This is a genomic window from Methylobacterium sp. Leaf465 (genome assembly GCF_001424705.1).
Taxonomy (GTDB): domain Bacteria; phylum Pseudomonadota; class Alphaproteobacteria; order Rhizobiales; family Beijerinckiaceae; genus Methylobacterium.
Genome location: NZ_LMRA01000011.1, coordinates 20,544 through 35,926 on the forward strand (window position 1 = coordinate 20,544; position 15,383 = coordinate 35,926).

A 15,383-nucleotide genomic window follows, 5' to 3' on the forward strand; every position below is an offset into this window, starting at 1 on the left:
CGGCGCGGGGCCGCCGGTCGCGCGACCTCGACGCGACCGGCGTGGTATACTAGCGGGCGCCGAGAAGCTCGACGTCGAAGATCAGGGTCGCGTTGGGCGGGATCACGCCGCCGGCGCCGCGCGGGCCGTAGCCCTGGTCGGGCGGGATGATCAGCGTGCGCTTGCCGCCGACCTTCATCGTGGCGACGCCCGTGTCCCAGCCGGCGATGACCTGCCCGGCGCCGAGGGTGAAGGTGAAGGGCGTGCCGCGATCCCGCGAGGAATCGAACTTCTTGCCCGGCTTGCCACCGTCGTCGAGCCAGCCCGTGTAGTGGACGCTGACCTTCTGGCCGGCCTTCGGCTCGGGGCCGGTGCCCACGACCTCGTCACGGTACTGGAGGCCCGAGGGGGTGGTGACGGTCTCGGCGGATGCGGATGCAGTCATGGCGAGGATCAAGGCTCCGGTGAGGGCATAGAGGGGACGGCGCATGGTAGGTCCTATCTGGCATGCCGAGGCGGCGCAGTAGCACGGACTCGCCAGGACGTCACAATCCCCGCTCTGCGCCGAGCCCCGCGCCCTCAGCGCCGAAGCAGCCGCCGCGCCTCGCCCCGGGCCGTCTCCTCGAAGCGGGCGAGGCGGAGGCGCCGCTCCAGCCCGATCAGCCCGCGCGCCCTCTCCGGCACGGCGACGATCTCCGCGACGGTGTCGCGCTCGCGGTAGAGGCTCTCCAGGGCCGAACCGGCCAGGGTCGCGGAATCGAGGCGGTCGGCGAACCCCTCCGCATGCAGCGCCCGCACGATCTCGGCCTCCAGGACGAGGCCCGGCGCGAAGGCGCGGGCGGTCTCGTCATAGGCGGTCTTCAAGAGGTAGGCGGTCCCGCCCGCCACCAGGGCGAGGCTGACGGCCAGGGTCGTCCCATCCCGGCTCAGGGTGTCGGCCCGGATGCCCACGGGGCCTCCCTCGGCCCGGAACAGCGCGCGGGCGAAGGCGGCATGCGCCGGGCGGCAGGCCATGGCGGTGCCGGCGGCTCCCTTCCATCCGGCGGTCTCGACGTCGAGGAAACCCTCCACCGCCCGGGCGAGAGCCGGTCCCTGCGTCACGGTCTGAAGGCTCACCACACCGCCCTCGGCGAGGCGGCGCTGCCGGCGTCGCAGATCCTTGAGCCGCGAGGGATGCGGATGCCCGTCGAGGAAGGCGGCGTGATCGGGGCGCCTGTCGAGGACTGGACGGGCGAACCGCGCCACCTCGCCGAGATCCCAGCCGGCCTCCGCCATCGCGGCCATCAGGTCGCGGCCCGGTGCCGCCTCGACCGAGAGCAGCGGCCAGCGCCACGCCCGTCCGCCGGAAGCGGCGGCAAGGCCCTCGACCAGGGCCGCCAGGATCGCGGACCTGTCCGGGCCCTCTGCCACCAGCGGCGCGGACGCGGTGATGAAGGGCGACGCGAACGGCAGCAGCACGGATCGTCCGAGTCCGCAGATATCGTAGGAGCGGCGAAACGGCAGAACCGCCTCCAGGCGCTCCGGCCCGTGCACGACGACGACGCCCATGTCCGGGGACGCCAGGCCGCTCGCCAGATGGGCCTGCATCACGTGCCGACCGAAGAAGGGATGCGCCCTCCCCGCCCGGACCGAAAGGTCGTCCCAAGCCGCCGCCTCCCGCCCGAGAGACGCGAGCGACGTGATCGCGTGGGTATAGGCCGGCGCAACCCGCCGGGCGTGAGCGGCACTCATCGACCCCGTCTCCCGAACAGACCGATCCGGACCGGCGTGACCAGGCCATGCACCGCATGGGCCGCCCAGGCCATGGCGGCGGCTCGGACCACGGTCGCGAGCGCCATCGCCAGGGCGGCGCCGATCACCCCGAACACCGGGACCAGTATGAGGCAGAGGCCGCCGGCCAGACCCAGGATGCCGACGGCGACGCCGGCGGCCAGGCGCTCTCCGCCGAGCATGTTGAGCAGGTCCTCACCCGGACCGAAGGCGCTGGCGGCGACACTCCCGGCAACGAGGACGGCGAGGATGGGCAGGCTGTCCCGGAATTCGGAGCCGAACAGGCCTAACAGGAGGGGCGCGGCCGCAAGGACGGCGATCCCGATGAGCGTGGTGGCCGCGAGGGTGAGACGCGCCTGCAGGGCGATCAGATTGGCGAGCCGCCCCCGATCCCCGGCCGCATGGGCTGCGGTGAAGCGTTGCGCCGTGGCGGCGGTGGCGGCGAAATGGACGAAGACCACGAATTGCTGGATCCGCGTCGCGGCGAAGTACAGCCCCACCGTGGCCGATGGGGCGAGCAGGCTCAGCACGACGACGTCGATGAAGCTCGAAGCGGACGTGGCGAGGTCGCTGCCCGCGATCGGCAGGCAGGCGCGGAACCAGCGCCGCCAGGCATAGCGGCGCGGTCCGGTGGGCAGGATCGCCTGAAGGCGCCGCAGCAGCAGGGCCGCCTGGATCGACACCGCGATCCCGGTCGCCACGAGGGTGCACAGGACAGCGACGCGCGCCTCCGCCGGGGCGCCGAATCCCACCGCGGCCAGCATGGCAGCCATGATCAGACCCTGCCGAAGCAGGTACGGGGGCGCGATGGCGAGCACGGCCCAGTTCTGACCGCGGGCCACGCCCTCGCAGTAATCCTGAAGCGCGAAGAGCGGCAGCACCAACGCCGCCACGAAGAGCGGGGCGGCATAGGGCCCCTCCAGCAGGGAGCCTTCGACCCAGACCAGGGCAAGCCCCCCGAGGGCGACGGCCATTGCGCTCGCCAGGGTCACGGTCGTGCCGCCGACAAGGTAGGCGCGGACGGCAGCCAGGTCGCCCCGGGCCTGATCCGCCGGAATGAACCGGCAGGCGCCCTGCGACAGGCCGAGGGTGGCCGAATGACCGAGGATCGCGATCCAAACCCAGATCGCTGCGAAGATTCCGTACTCGGTGCCGCCCATCAGGCGCGCCATCAGCACCTGCCCGAAATAGGCGAAGCCGGCGGCGCCGATGCGGATCGCGAAGACGTGGATCGCCGCCCCGGCGGCACCACCGCGCAGACGCGTCAACGCGCTCCACGCGCCGGCGGCTCCGATCCTATCCGTCGCTGTGCTCACCGAATGGCCCCCGCCCGATCGACACCGGTGTAGGGCCTACGCCATTGCGGCGCGGTTAAGCCGAGCGGTTAAGGCTTTGGTTCAGGGCCCGGCGGGCGCCGTCGCTGGTAGCTTGGTCCCAGCGGATTCCTTCGGCGGCGCCAACGTCAGGGCGGGTCGCCCGGCGCTGCCCGTCGAGGCCGGATCCGGCTGGAGCAGCGACAGGGTGATCGCGCGGGTGACGTGCTCGGCCATGCAGCGCAGACCGAGATCGTTCAGTCGAAACTGGCTGCCCAGGAGATGTCCCTCGCCCTTGTCGTTGCGGCGAGCGAGGTAGCGCATCGCTTCGTAGCGCTGCACCAGGGGCACGCCCTCCCGCAGGGCGACCTCCTGCACCTTGCGCACGAGGCTGGTGTAATAGTCGTCCGAGGCGAGACTCGCGGTATAGACCGGGCTGACCAGTACGACGTCGATCTCATGCCCCTTGATCCATTGAACGGTCTCGTCGAGGGCCGTGCCGAAGGCATCAAGATCGACCCGGGCGAGGGCATCGTGGGAGCCGACCTGCCAGATGACGAGGTCGGGCTCCACTTCCGCAACCATGCTGCGCAGGCGCTCGCCTGCCCCCGACGCGATCTCACCTTGCAAGCCCCGGCTCTCCACGACCACGTCGACATCCGGTAGGGAGCGCTCGAGGGCGGTCTCCAGCTTGACCGGATACGTGGCGGAGGACCCGAGTCCCATCGTCGAGGCGCCGATGGCGAGCACGCGGACCGGGCGTTTTTCCTTGAGGGCCGCCTTCACCGCGCCGAGGCGGGCCAGGGTATAGAGCTTCGAGCCCGGCACCCGGCATTCCGGCGAGAGGGTCACGTCGACGGCCTCTGCATCCGGCCCCTGACCGGCGGCGACGCTCGGAGGCGACACCACGGTCGGCGGCGGACCTCCCACCTTCGCGGGCTCTTGATGGGGCGCCGGCGCCTGCGCCCGGGCGCTGCCTCCGCCGAGGGGGCTGAGGAGGGCCAGGCTCAAGGCGAGGAGACCCGCGGCTTTCGGGAGCGCCATTCGACGAACCATGCGGTGAAACCCAGTGCGAACAGGCCAGACCCTACGACGAAAACGTCAACAACGACACCGCCGCCGGCCCAGAACCGTATGAGTTGCGCGGCCAGGCTGAGCAGTGAGCCGACAGAGAAGACCGCCAGCGAATTTCGCCCCAGACTGGCGAGGAAGGGCGTGATCCATCCGAGTCGCGGGGCGAGGAATCCGTAGAGCGTTTGGAAGGCGAGGAGAACGCCGAGGAAGTGGATCACCCGCGCCGGGGACAAGTAGGTCTTGTCAAAGGTGAAGACGAGGCGTGGATCGGGAACGAGGAGGGGATCCGGCCTGAGATCGAGCACCGACAGGACGATACCGGTGAGAACGATGACCACTCCCACCGGGACGAGCCGACGCGACCAGCGCTTCAGCCAGGGGGAGGTCCGACTCCAGTCCTGCATGATGAAGCCGAGAACGAGGAGAAGCTGCCAGCACAGCGGATCGAAGAACCAATCGCCCTCCCCCGGCCAGGACGGCAGGTTCCACTCGAACACCAGGCTTGAGGCATAGAGCGCGAAGGACAAGAGGAGGGCAGCGCTCCGGCTCACGCGCCCGATCAGCACGAAGACGGGTGCGATGCCGAGGAGCACGACGTAGAGCGGCAGGATGTTGAAGAAGCCCAGTTGGTGCGTCAACAGCACGAAGCCGACCATGGTTTGGATCGGATCGGCGAAGAAGCCTCCAGCATTGTGCCATTCGAGCAGCAACGGGTTATCGAGCACCAGGGCCGTGCCGGCAATCATGCCAAGGGCGAGGGCCATCGTGGTGATCTGAGCGCGGTAGACTTCGATGGTGCGCGACATCAGCCGCAGCACGGTCTTCAGCCGCGGCTCGGGGCTCCCATCACGATTGCGCGTGGCGATTCCGATCGACCAGCCGGCTAGGAAGACGAACAGCTCAGCGGCATCTGAGATGCTGTACTGCGAATAGGTGTAGCGCTCGAAAGTGTTGCCGGGAATGTGATTCACGAAGATCGTGACGAGGGCCAGCCCCCGCCAGAAATCCACCGCGTTCGGTTCGCGCATCGGGGCTCCGCACTCCGGTAGCTCGAAAGGACAGATGCGAGGCGGGCAGTATCTCGCGGCCGCGCGGCAAGGGCCGGCCCTGATACGGTGCCCTCGCGGTTCTGCAAAGGGCAACCTTCGGCGGCGATGACCGGAGGCCGAACTCGTCCTGCACGGAGGGCACGGCGGGCGCTCGGCGAGGTGCATACCCCGGCGGTGTGGCATAAATACCGGCGACGCCGAGGGGTCCCCCACCTATGGTGGATCCGATTTTCACGTTGCGGATTCATCCATGCAGAGCCCCGTCGCCGGCGACGCCGCGCCGATCCCGACCGGCGTGCCAGGCCTCGACGAGATTCTCCACGGCGGCTATGCGGCCCAGCGGGCTCATCTCATCGAGGGGCGGCCGGGTAGTGGCAAGACCACCCTCGGACTGCAATTTCTCCTTGACGGTGTAAATCGGGGCGAGCGGGGCCTCTATATCACCCTTTCGGAAAGCCGGCGCGAACTCCTCTCAGTGGCCGAGCGCCATGGCTGGTCCCTGGACGGCGTCGAGATCTACGAATTGGTGCCGCCGGAGCTCAGCCTGGATTCGGAGCAGCAGCAGACCCTCATCCACTCGTCCGACCTCGAACTCGGCGAAACGGTCCGGATGGCGCTGGCCGAGATCGAGCGCGTGAACCCGGTCCGGGTGGTGTTCGACAGCCTGTCGGAGATCCGCTTGCTGTCGCAGGGCTCCCTGCGCTACCGGCGGCAGGTGTTGGCGCTTAAGAGCTATTTCCTACTCAACAACGCCACCGTGCTGATGCTCGACGATCTGAGCTCCGAGGATGACGACCTCAACCTGCACTCGATCAGCCACGCGGTCCTGCGCCTGGAACAAGTGACGCCGACCTACGGTGCTGCGCGCCGCCGACTCCATATCATCAAGATGCGCGGCACCCCCTACGAGAGTGGCTACCACGACTTCGTGCTGAAGCGGGGTGGGGTTCGGATCTTCCCTCGCCTCGTGGCCGCCGATCACCATGCCGAGTTCGAGCCTGGGACGGTCGCCTGCGGGGTTCCTGAACTGGACGCGGTCCTCGGCGGCGGCCTGGACCGGGGTACCACGAACCTCATCATCGGCCCTTCGGGCGCCGGCAAGTCGACCCTGGCGCTCGGTTACCTGATGGCCGCCCTCGATCGCGGCGAACACGGGCTGATCATCAGCTTCGACGAGACCTCCGGCATCCTCCAGCGGCGGGCTACGGGAATCGGCTTCGCGATCGGCCCCCACATCCAATCCGGACGCCTGCGGATCGAACAGATGGACCCGGCCGATATCTCGGCGGGCGATTTCGCCGGGCGGATCCGCGATGCGGTCGAGACCGATGGGGCGCGCGTCGTAGTGATCGACAGCCTCACGGGCTACATGAGCGCCATGAGCGGGCAGCCGCACCTAGTGCTGCAGATGCACGAGATGACGACCTACCTGAACCAGCAGGGCGTGGTGACGATCCTAGTGCTGGCCCAGCACGGGATGGTGGGACGGATGGAGGCGCCGGTCGATCTCACTTATGTCAGCGACACGGTGGTGATGCTCCGCTTCTTTGAGGCGGGCGGCCACGTACGCCGCGCCCTCTCAGTGCTGAAGAAGCGCACCGGCCCGCACGAGAATACCATCCGAGAGTTCAGAATCGATTCGCAGGGGCTCCGGGTGGGGGCCGTGCTCAAGGATTTCCGCGGCGTGCTCACCGGCGTGCCAACCTTCGAGGGGAAGCACGCCGACCTTCTTGATGACCGGTCCGTTGCGTCGGCACAGATCACCGACAGTCAAACCGGCTCCCATGGCGCAGCCTGATCCCATCGCGCTAATCCTGGCGCCGAGCGGACGGGACGCGCGCATCGCTGCAGCGATTCTGGCTGAGGTCGGCATCGATTCACGGATCAAGGCGAACTTGGCGGACCTTGTGGCAGACCTCGATGTCGCGGCCTGCGCGGTGATCACCGAAGAGGCGCTCCTGCGCTCAGACCGACGGGCGATCGCCGAATGGTCGGAGCGCCAGCCCCCCTGGTCCGACTTTCCCTTTATCCTGCTCAGTCATCGCGGCGCCTCACCCGACGAACGCTTGAACGGCCTGCTCGGCAATGTGACCTTGCTGGAGCGGCCGTTCCATCCGGCGGTACTCGCCAACGCAGTGCGTTCGGCCCTGCGCGCCCGGCGCCGGCAGTGGGAGGTAGCGGCCCATCTGGACGAGCGCCAGAAGACTCATGAGCGCCAAGCCCTGCTGATTCGAGAGCTTCATCATCGTGTGAAGAACACCCTCGCCACGGTACAGGGCCTGCTCGGCGCGACCGCGCGGTCCACCCACGATGTCGAGACGTTCTACCAATCGTTCTCCAACCGGATCGTCTCCCTGGGCAAGACCCACACACTCCTCACGGAGGATTATTGGCAGACGGCCCCACTGCACGAGCTGCTTGAGAACGAGCTGAGCCCCTACAATGACGCCAAGAGCCAGCGCATCCGCCTCCAGGGACCGATGATCGAGTTGGCGGCCGACCTCGCCGTCCCGACCGGGATGGCGTTCCATGAACTGACCACGAACGCGGCCAAGCACGGAGCCCTCTCCGAACCGGGTGGCCGGATCTTTGTCAGATGGGATGTCGTAGCGGGTGAGGCCGGACGGCGCCTAACCCTCGACTGGACGGAGTCAGGAGGGCCGGTGGTGACACCACCGCAGCGCAAGGGCTTCGGCTCGACTCTGCTTCAGCGGGTTCTGGCACAGCAGTGCAACGCCGCCGTAACCATCGACTATGCAGAGAGCGGACTGCGCTTCCACATGGAAGCGCCGCTGCCGGAGGAACGGCTGGTCCCGAGCTACTGAGGAACCGCCGTCCGCGGGACCGCCGTCCCGACGCATTCAGTCGAGGTAGTCTCCGTACTTCTCGACGTGGCGGGCGAGGCCCAGGCCGTGCTCGCGCACGAGACGTTCGGCGCGCTCCGCATCCCGTGCTTCCAGAGCCTGAATGATCTCGACATGCTCCTTGATTGAGTTCGCCGCCCGGTCGCCCTGGCGCAGGGCCGTGTTCCGGATTCCGCGAACATGCATCAGCAGATTGCTGGTGATGTCTTTGATCACCTCGCAGCCGCCGAGCGAAATGATCTTCTGATGGAACCGGATGTTCGCATCCGAGTACTCGTCCATGTGATCGGTCGGGCGCCCCTCATAGAATTCGGGGAAATGAATACGCAGGCAGCCGAGTTGCTCGTCGGTGGCATGCTCACAAGCGAGCCGGGCAGCCATGCTCTCCAGGGCCGACCAAGCCTGGATCATCGCCACGATCTCCTTCTTCGACTTCTTGATCACGAAGACACCACGACGTGCTTCGAACCGGACGAACCCCTCCTGCTCCAGGACCGTGAGGGCTTCGCGGACCGGGGTGCGGCTGACGCCGAGATCCTGAGACAGCTTGCGCTCGTCGAGCCGGACCTCGTCGCGCTGGCTGTAAATGTTCATGTTGGTGATGGCTTCCTTCAGCGCATCGTAGGCAAGCGCACGCAAGCTCGACGTCGCGGCGAGCGGCTTGATCTGAAAGGTCGTGGACTCAACCATGCTTACACCTGGAACGATCGCTAGGACGCTGACGCGACGTCAATTTGATTAGGAACATGCCGAACCCGCTTCCGGAACACAAGGAAACCTTGGCGATTGAGCCGGGACACGATCTGAATATCCCCCCTGCAACAACAACATAGCTACGTCGACTCACCAAGGCGTGACGACGAACGGTTGCTCGTATTCCCGGAAGCAATGATTTTCCCATTCGGGGGCCGCCTCGGAGGTGCTGCCGCTGATGACCGATCCCGGGCGCGAGCGATCCGGTCAGATCCGGTTTGACACTTGGTATTTGGTATGCCACCATTCTTGGACTGACAACCGGCCGGTCGCGATTGGCAGCACTGCACCTAACACAATCCTAGAACCGGATCATCGCCCAGCGTACAATTATGCGAAGTGATCGATCGGCTGAAGACTGATTTACTCACGATTATACGCCTCATGGCTATATGAGTTGTCGAGAAATCCGACTGTGAGCCGCAGAGATCGTTGCGATCTGACTGATGCCTCGGCCGAAAACTCCGATCATTCCGGATTAAATTTAGTCCGACGCCCACCTCAAACGTTCGAAGACACTCAAAAATAGCGCGCCACCCAACAAGAAGCGCCCCAACTGGAGGAAACATGATGGATAGAACCGCTGGCTCCGAATCCCCGCAGGCCGTCCATGACGTCGCCACCGGCGTTGGTATCACGTCCGATCATGCGGGCGAGCAGATCGACGGCTTCCACCTCGTCATCGATGCCCTGAAGCTCAACGGCATCACCAACATCTATGGCGTGCCCGGCATTCCGATCACGGATCTCGGTCGCCTCGCGCAGGCCGCCGGTATGCGCGTCATCTCCTTCCGCCATGAGCAACACGCCGGAAACGCCGCCGCAATCGCGGGCTTCCTAACCAAGAAGCCCGGTATCTGCCTCACCGTTTCCGCGCCGGGCTTCCTCAACGGCCTGACGGCGCTGGCCAACGCGACCACGAACTGCTTCCCGATGATCCTGATCTCGGGCTCCTCCGAGCGCGAGATCGTCGACCTGCAGCAGGGCGACTACGAGGAGATGGACCAACTCGCTATCGCCAAACCCCTGTGCAAGGCCGCATTCCGCGTGCTGCACGCCTGCGATATCGGCATCGCGGTCGCCCGCGCCATCCGCGCCGCGGTTTCCGGCCGTCCGGGTGGCGTCTACCTCGATCTGCCCGCTAAGCTGTTCAGCCAGGTCATGGATGCCGAGGCGGGCACCAAGTCACTGGTCAAGGTGATCGACGCGGCCCCCGCGCAGCTACCGGCCCCGGCAGCCATCACCCGTGCCCTCGACGTGCTCAAGAGCGCCAAGCGTCCGCTCATCGTCCTCGGCAAGGGAGCCGCATACGCCCAGGCCGACGAGGAGATCCGCAACCTCGTCGAGCGCAGCGGCATCCCCTATGTGCCGATGAGCATGGCCAAAGGCCTCCTCCCCGACACCCATCCGCAATCGGCCGGTGCGGCACGCTCCCTCGTCCTCAAGGAAGCCGACGTGGTCCTCCTGGTCGGCGCGCGCCTGAACTGGCTGCTCTCGCACGGCAAGGGCAAGACCTGGGGCGCCCCGGGCTCGAAGAAGTTCATCCAGATCGACATCGAGCCGAAGGAAATGGATTCGAACGTCGAGATAGTTGCCCCGGTGGTCGGCGACATCGGCTCCTGCGTCACCGCCCTCCTCGACGGCATGGGCCAGAACTGGCAGGCGCCCCCGACGGCCTGGACCGACGCGATCCGGACCAAGAAGGATGAGAACCTCGCCAAGATGGCCTCGAAGCTGAAGAAGAACTCGGCTCCGATGGACTTCCACGGAGCGCTAGGCGCACTCCGGACCATCATCAAGGAGCGGCCCGACGCGATCCTCGTCAACGAGGGCGCCAACACCCTCGATCTCGCCCGCGGTATCATCGACATGTATCAGCCGCGCAAGCGCCTGGACGTCGGCACCTGGGGCATCATGGGCATCGGCATGGGGTTCGCCGTGGCTGCCGCCGTCGAGACCGGCAAGCCGGTCCTGGCGGTGGAGGGCGACAGCGCTTTCGGCTTCTCCGGAATGGAGGTCGAGACGATCTGCCGGTACGACCTGCCGGTCTGCATCGTGGTCTTCAACAACAACGGCATCTATCGCGGCACGGACACCGACCCCACCGGCCGCGATCCAGGCACGACGGTATTCGTAAAGGACTCGCGCTACGACAAGATGATGGAGGCCTTCGGCGGCATCGGCGTCCACGTCACAACCCCGGACGAACTCTCCCAGGCCGTCAACGCCGCGATGGACTCGGGCAAGCCCACCCTGATCAATGCGGTGATTGACCCGAGCGCCGGCACCGAGAGTGGCAACATCGGAAGCCTGAACCCGACGAGCACGGTGGTCCGCAAGAAAACCGCCTGAGGCGCGAGACCTCGCCCTCCCCGGAGACGAACTCCGTCTCCGGGGACACGACACGCGCAGGCGGCCTCCCGGTGGGCCGTCTCGCATGCTCCGAAGATCGTGGTATCGGCACTGTGCTGCAGGAGAGCATCCTTCACCCGCCGTCGCCCGAACGGATGCCCGTGCTGACGTCTCCCGGATAGGTGAGCCTGTGCCATGAAAGCCCTTGAAGGCGTCAAGATCCTCGACTTCACGCACGTCCAGTCGGGCCCGACCTGCACGCAGTTGCTAGCCTGGTTCGGTGCCGACGTGATCAAGGTCGAGCGGCCGGGCGTGGGCGATGCGACGCGCCAGCAGCTCCAAGACATTCCAGATGTAGACAGCCTCTATTTCACGATGCTGAACCACAACAAGCGCTCGATCACCCTCGACACCAAGAATCCGAAGGGCATCGAGGTGCTGTGGCGCCTGATCGGCGAGTGCGATGTCCTGGTCGAGAACTTCGCTCCCGGCGCGCTCGCCCGGATGGGCCTGACCTGGGAGGCGATCCACGCCGCCAACCCACGCATGATCCTTGCCTCGGTGAAGGGGTTCGGCCCCGGCGCCTACGAGAACTGCAAGGTCTATGAGAACGTGGCGCAATGCGTCGGCGGCGCTGCATCGACCACTGGGTTCCGCACCGACATCCCGATGGTGACCGGCGCGCAGATCGGTGATTCCGGCACCGGCCTCCACTTGGCACTGGGCATCGTCACCGCTCTGTACCACCGCACCCAGACCGACCTCGGCCAGCGGGTCGACTGCGCCATGCAGGACGGGGTGCTCAACCTCTGCCGGGTCAAACTGCGCGACCAGCAACGCCTAGAGCGTGGCCCCCTGCGGGAATACAGCCAGTTCGGCGAAGGCATTCCGTTCGGCGACTCGGTGCCGCGCGCCGGCAATGATTCCGGGGGCGGCCAGCCGGGCCGGATCCTCAAATGCAGAGGTTGGGAGACCGACCCGAACGCCTACATCTACTTCATCACCCAGGGCGCGGTCTGGTCGCAGATCTGCGACGTCATCGGCGAACCCGCCTGGGCGACACATCCCGACTATGCCTCACCGAAGGCTCGCCTGCCGCACCTGAACGAGATCTTCACCCGCATCGAATCTTGGACGATGTCGAAGACCAAGTTCGAGGCGATGGAGATCCTCAATGCGCTGCATGTGCCATGCGGGCCGATCCTCTCCATGAAGGAGATCGCGGAGGACGAGTCCCTGCGTAGATCCGGTACGGTCGTAGAGGTCGATCACCCCACCCGTGGCAAGTACCTCACTGTGGGCAACCCCATCCGACTCTCGGCCAGCAATACCGAGATCACGCGATCTCCGCTGTTGGGCGAGCACACCGAAGAGATTTTGACCGAGGTCCTCGGATACTCTGAAGCCGAACGTTTTGAGATTGCCGAGTCCGGGGCCATCGGCGTCGTCCAGAGGATCGCCGCCGAATAGGCAGTCTCCTCAACTCGACCTCTCTTCTCCCAACTTGCGCGGCCTCGATCCCTCGACGCCGCGCTTCCCTTTAGAAGGATCATTTATCCGTCTCAACCGCAAACAGCAAAACACCGCTTCTGTTTCCGACGACGACTTCGTTGTTTCTTTCGACGGAACTTCTGTCTTGTGACAGCCAGTCAGCGATCTTGATCACGCGTCCAACCTGCAGAGCCATATGGACGAGGATCGTGACAAGAAAGGATGCGAGCACGGACGGTGTTTCGAAAACATATAGTGGCGCAACATTTCCTGTTGCATCGCAAATTCACAGTGGTGGTCAAAGATCTTTCGCTCAATCCGCACCATCGTATCTGCTCTCAGGTCAAACGCCTCAGCGTTGTTTTCTCGCCCCAGGCTCCGAGGGTGCACGCTCCACTCACCTGCAGAGCTTCACTGGATCCTGCATTTGCTTCCGCTTGCCTGATGACCCCAAGGCCTGTCAGGACTCGGTGAACGACCGGGTCGGCTTCAGCCAGCGTCGGCACGAGACTGGTAAGTCGCCCGCTGTCGAGGCGCGCGAGGACACGGCCTGTGGCGTGATCGGCAAAGCGAATGGTGGTCATCCGGCGCAGGCAATCGCGCAGGAAACGCATCTCCCCTGGCGCATCCCGGGGTGGAACGCCGCGATAGACCGCCTCGGGATTGCGGGCCTGAATGTTGATGGCCTGATACCGATCGATGTCGAGCAAGACCTGAACGTCAAGAATGTTCATCACGCCATTCGCACCAAAAGCGACGGTCCGCGGAAGGCAACCCTCGGGTACACCGTTGTCCAGGAACTCGAAATGCACCTCCTTGTCCGGCCGCAACACCCAGGTGAAGAACAACCGTGGCATGCCTGTGTAAGCTTCGACATTGTGCGCCAGTAGGTCTTCCACCGCCTTGTAGCGACCGAACTGTTCGCCACGTTTCCAAGCCCGCTCGACAGTGGCATCCGGCGGCGTGATCATGAACTGCATGTAGACTTGGCGCCCGAAGCGCGTGAGGAGCTGGCTCCCAAGTTCGGTACCGGGATTGACTGCAAAACTGTCAAAGCGGAAGCGGTCGATGACGAGATGGGAGATCCGGCCAGCCTCAGCTTTCCGCGCCATGTAGCCATCGAGCTTGCGGTCAATGATCTCGACCTCGTGTCCTGTCAACGGCCCGGCATAGCGCCGCGCTGACCCGAGACTGTCGTAATCCAACAGGAACTTACGCCAGACATCAGGCGTGATGAGGGCGAAGTCGGACCAATTCAATCCCAGGGTCTCGACCAGAGCGCGCTGATAGGGACGGATGGTACTCTTGCCTGAGGCGGACGAGCCCTTCACGTTCAGGATGACAGGAGTGTCCTGCGGCTTAAGGCGCACGTAACCGCGCTTCGCCACCACTGCCTGCATCCAGGGCTCGATCAGCGCGCCGAGGGCAAGACTACCATAGCCGTTCGACACGAGCGTGACGGCAAGCCTTCCGAGCAGTGACGGGTCACGGATGAGAAAGCCACGTCGACCGATCAGACTCTCGACGACGCAACGCAGCGCGGCGCAGGCCGCCACGGCGAGAGCATCCTCTGCCGCGGCGACCCGCGCATGCCAGGCGTCAAGGTGATGCCAGACCTGATGTATAGGGTCCCGGCCAACGCAAGCAGAGCCGGAAGGTTTTGAGCTTTTCCGTCCGGTGCTGTGAGGCCAGAAACGACGCCAGAGAGCACCGCGCGGTGGCCACCCCTCGGCGGTGTGAAGGTACTCGCCCAATATTTTGTCGATCTGGCCATCGAGAAGTTCCGCGGCTGCGACCCGGATCTCCGCATGTCGCGCGGCGATCTCTCTGCCATGTTCGGCAATACCCTCGTTCAGGATGGCAGAGACGATGGCACGAAAATTTACCCCGAGATCGCCGTACGTCTGGCCGACCGGAACGGAAAGATCAGCCATGACGCGGATCAAAACTTCGTGGACCACCAGCCGCTCAGGCCGGAAGCAGACAAGCGATGTCAATGGCAGACCACTGACATCGCTCAACTCATAGGCATCGTTGAGGGAGGTCTCGACGTTTTCCTCGCGGAAAACGGTAGCTAAGGGCAGGAGCGCGCGCGGAAGGCTCGACTCGATACCCGGGCTCCAGGGCCCGTAACAGTCCGGATCGGCGCCGTCGCTTGCCGGACTCGCCAAGGCATGGATGGTCATGCCAGTAGACTTTGCATTCTGTGATGGTCCGAACGCACGAGATTCGAGCCCAGACCCCAATCCACCGCGGGTGCTCAAACGGCCTGCGGTTCCTCAATGACCTCCAGGCGAAGCTGGTACTCTTCTCCCCAAAGCTCCCCAGCTTTCTGGTACCACGCCGCATCGAAATACTCGCGACAGAGTACCTCGCCTGTCCAAATGCAGACAGCGATCAAGCGACCGTCAATCACCTTGACGTGGCGACTGATCAGGCCGTTCGTGATACCAGTCGAGGGACACATGTCGATACTGGTCATCCCGTAGCTGTTCTCACCGCTGAAGATTACCGGGCAGTCGAGGATTGCCAGGAAACGCATGGGGATCACTCCTTTATCTTCTTCACCACCGACGATGTCAGATTGCAGAGGCGCCGAGCGGTGATGCGCGCCGGCATGCAAACGCCAGCCTCGCCTTGCCCTACCCGTCGTCGAGCGAGCTTAAAAATGTGTATTTAAACGCATCAAGCGTCAAGTTCTGCGCATTGTTGAAGGATCTGCGATCAATCCAACTGCT

Annotated in this window: 12 protein-coding genes; 4 read left to right on the forward strand and 8 right to left on the reverse strand. The window is 65.1% G+C overall.

Going from position 1 to position 15,383, the window contains the following annotated elements; translation table 11 throughout:
• Positions 1–49: 49 nt before the first annotated feature.
• The 5 genes from ASG51_RS08415 to ASG51_RS08435 form a co-directional block, all read right to left on the reverse strand.
• Complete coding sequence (locus tag ASG51_RS08415; protein ID WP_056216539.1) at positions 50–469, reverse strand: FKBP-type peptidyl-prolyl cis-trans isomerase; 420 nt, start codon at positions 467–469, stop codon at positions 50–52.
• 89 nt (positions 470–558) lie between these two features.
• A complete protein-coding gene (locus ASG51_RS08420) occupies positions 559–1,710 on the reverse strand; it encodes a GNAT family N-acetyltransferase (RefSeq protein WP_056380221.1) in 1,152 nt (383 codons plus the stop codon).
• The gene (locus tag ASG51_RS08425; RefSeq protein ID WP_244480098.1) at positions 1,707–3,017 is read right to left on the reverse strand and encodes an oligosaccharide flippase family protein; all 1,311 of its coding nucleotides are present in this window, start codon (positions 3,015–3,017) and stop codon (positions 1,707–1,709) included. Before ASG51_RS08425 ends, ASG51_RS08420 begins: the two co-directional genes overlap by 4 nt.
• Positions 3,018–3,146: 129 nt before the next feature.
• Entirely contained in the window at positions 3,147–4,106 is a 960-nt protein-coding gene (locus tag ASG51_RS08430; protein ID WP_056380226.1) for a GDSL-type esterase/lipase family protein, read from the reverse strand.
• Positions 4,070–5,164, reverse strand: a complete 1,095-nt coding sequence (locus tag ASG51_RS08435) for an OpgC domain-containing protein (protein ID WP_056354653.1) — start codon at positions 5,162–5,164, stop codon at positions 4,070–4,072. Before ASG51_RS08435 ends, ASG51_RS08430 begins: the two co-directional genes overlap by 37 nt.
• Before the next feature lie 271 nt (positions 5,165–5,435).
• On the opposite strand from ASG51_RS08435, the gene ASG51_RS08440 reads away from it, so the two are divergent.
• Together ASG51_RS08440 and ASG51_RS08445 are read left to right on the forward strand one after the other, a co-directional pair.
• Positions 5,436–6,983, forward strand: a complete 1,548-nt coding sequence (locus ASG51_RS08440) for an ATPase domain-containing protein (RefSeq protein WP_056380228.1) — start codon at positions 5,436–5,438, stop codon at positions 6,981–6,983.
• The gene (locus ASG51_RS08445) at positions 6,970–8,010 is read left to right on the forward strand and encodes a sensor histidine kinase (RefSeq protein WP_056277910.1); all 1,041 of its coding nucleotides are present in this window, start codon (positions 6,970–6,972) and stop codon (positions 8,008–8,010) included. The genes ASG51_RS08440 and ASG51_RS08445 overlap by 14 nt, the downstream gene beginning before the upstream one ends.
• 36 nt (positions 8,011–8,046) lie before the next feature.
• Here ASG51_RS08445 and ASG51_RS08450 read toward each other — a convergent pair whose 3' ends face one another.
• The gene (locus ASG51_RS08450; protein ID WP_056216554.1) at positions 8,047–8,739 is read right to left on the reverse strand and encodes a GntR family transcriptional regulator; all 693 of its coding nucleotides are present in this window, start codon (positions 8,737–8,739) and stop codon (positions 8,047–8,049) included.
• A 630-nt stretch (positions 8,740–9,369) separates the two neighbouring features.
• On the opposite strand from ASG51_RS08450, the gene oxc reads away from it, so the two are divergent.
• Both oxc and frc read left to right on the forward strand, forming a co-directional pair.
• The gene (oxc, locus tag ASG51_RS08455) at positions 9,370–11,154 is read left to right on the forward strand and encodes an oxalyl-CoA decarboxylase (RefSeq protein WP_244480099.1); all 1,785 of its coding nucleotides are present in this window, start codon (positions 9,370–9,372) and stop codon (positions 11,152–11,154) included.
• A gap of 195 nt (positions 11,155–11,349) precedes the next feature.
• Positions 11,350–12,624, forward strand: a complete 1,275-nt coding sequence (gene frc, locus ASG51_RS08460) for a formyl-CoA transferase (protein WP_056380231.1) — start codon at positions 11,350–11,352, stop codon at positions 12,622–12,624.
• Between the two features lie 359 nt (positions 12,625–12,983).
• Here the strand turns inward: frc and ASG51_RS08465 are convergent, their stop codons facing one another.
• Positions 12,984–14,831: a hypothetical protein gene (locus ASG51_RS08465; RefSeq protein WP_082513932.1), complete on the reverse strand. Its 1,848-nt coding sequence runs from the start codon at positions 14,829–14,831 to the stop codon at positions 12,984–12,986.
• Positions 14,832–14,905: 74 nt separating this feature from the next.
• Positions 14,906–15,187: a hypothetical protein gene (locus ASG51_RS08470; RefSeq protein WP_056216559.1), complete on the reverse strand. Its 282-nt coding sequence runs from the start codon at positions 15,185–15,187 to the stop codon at positions 14,906–14,908.
• Positions 15,188–15,383: the final 196 nt, after the last annotated feature.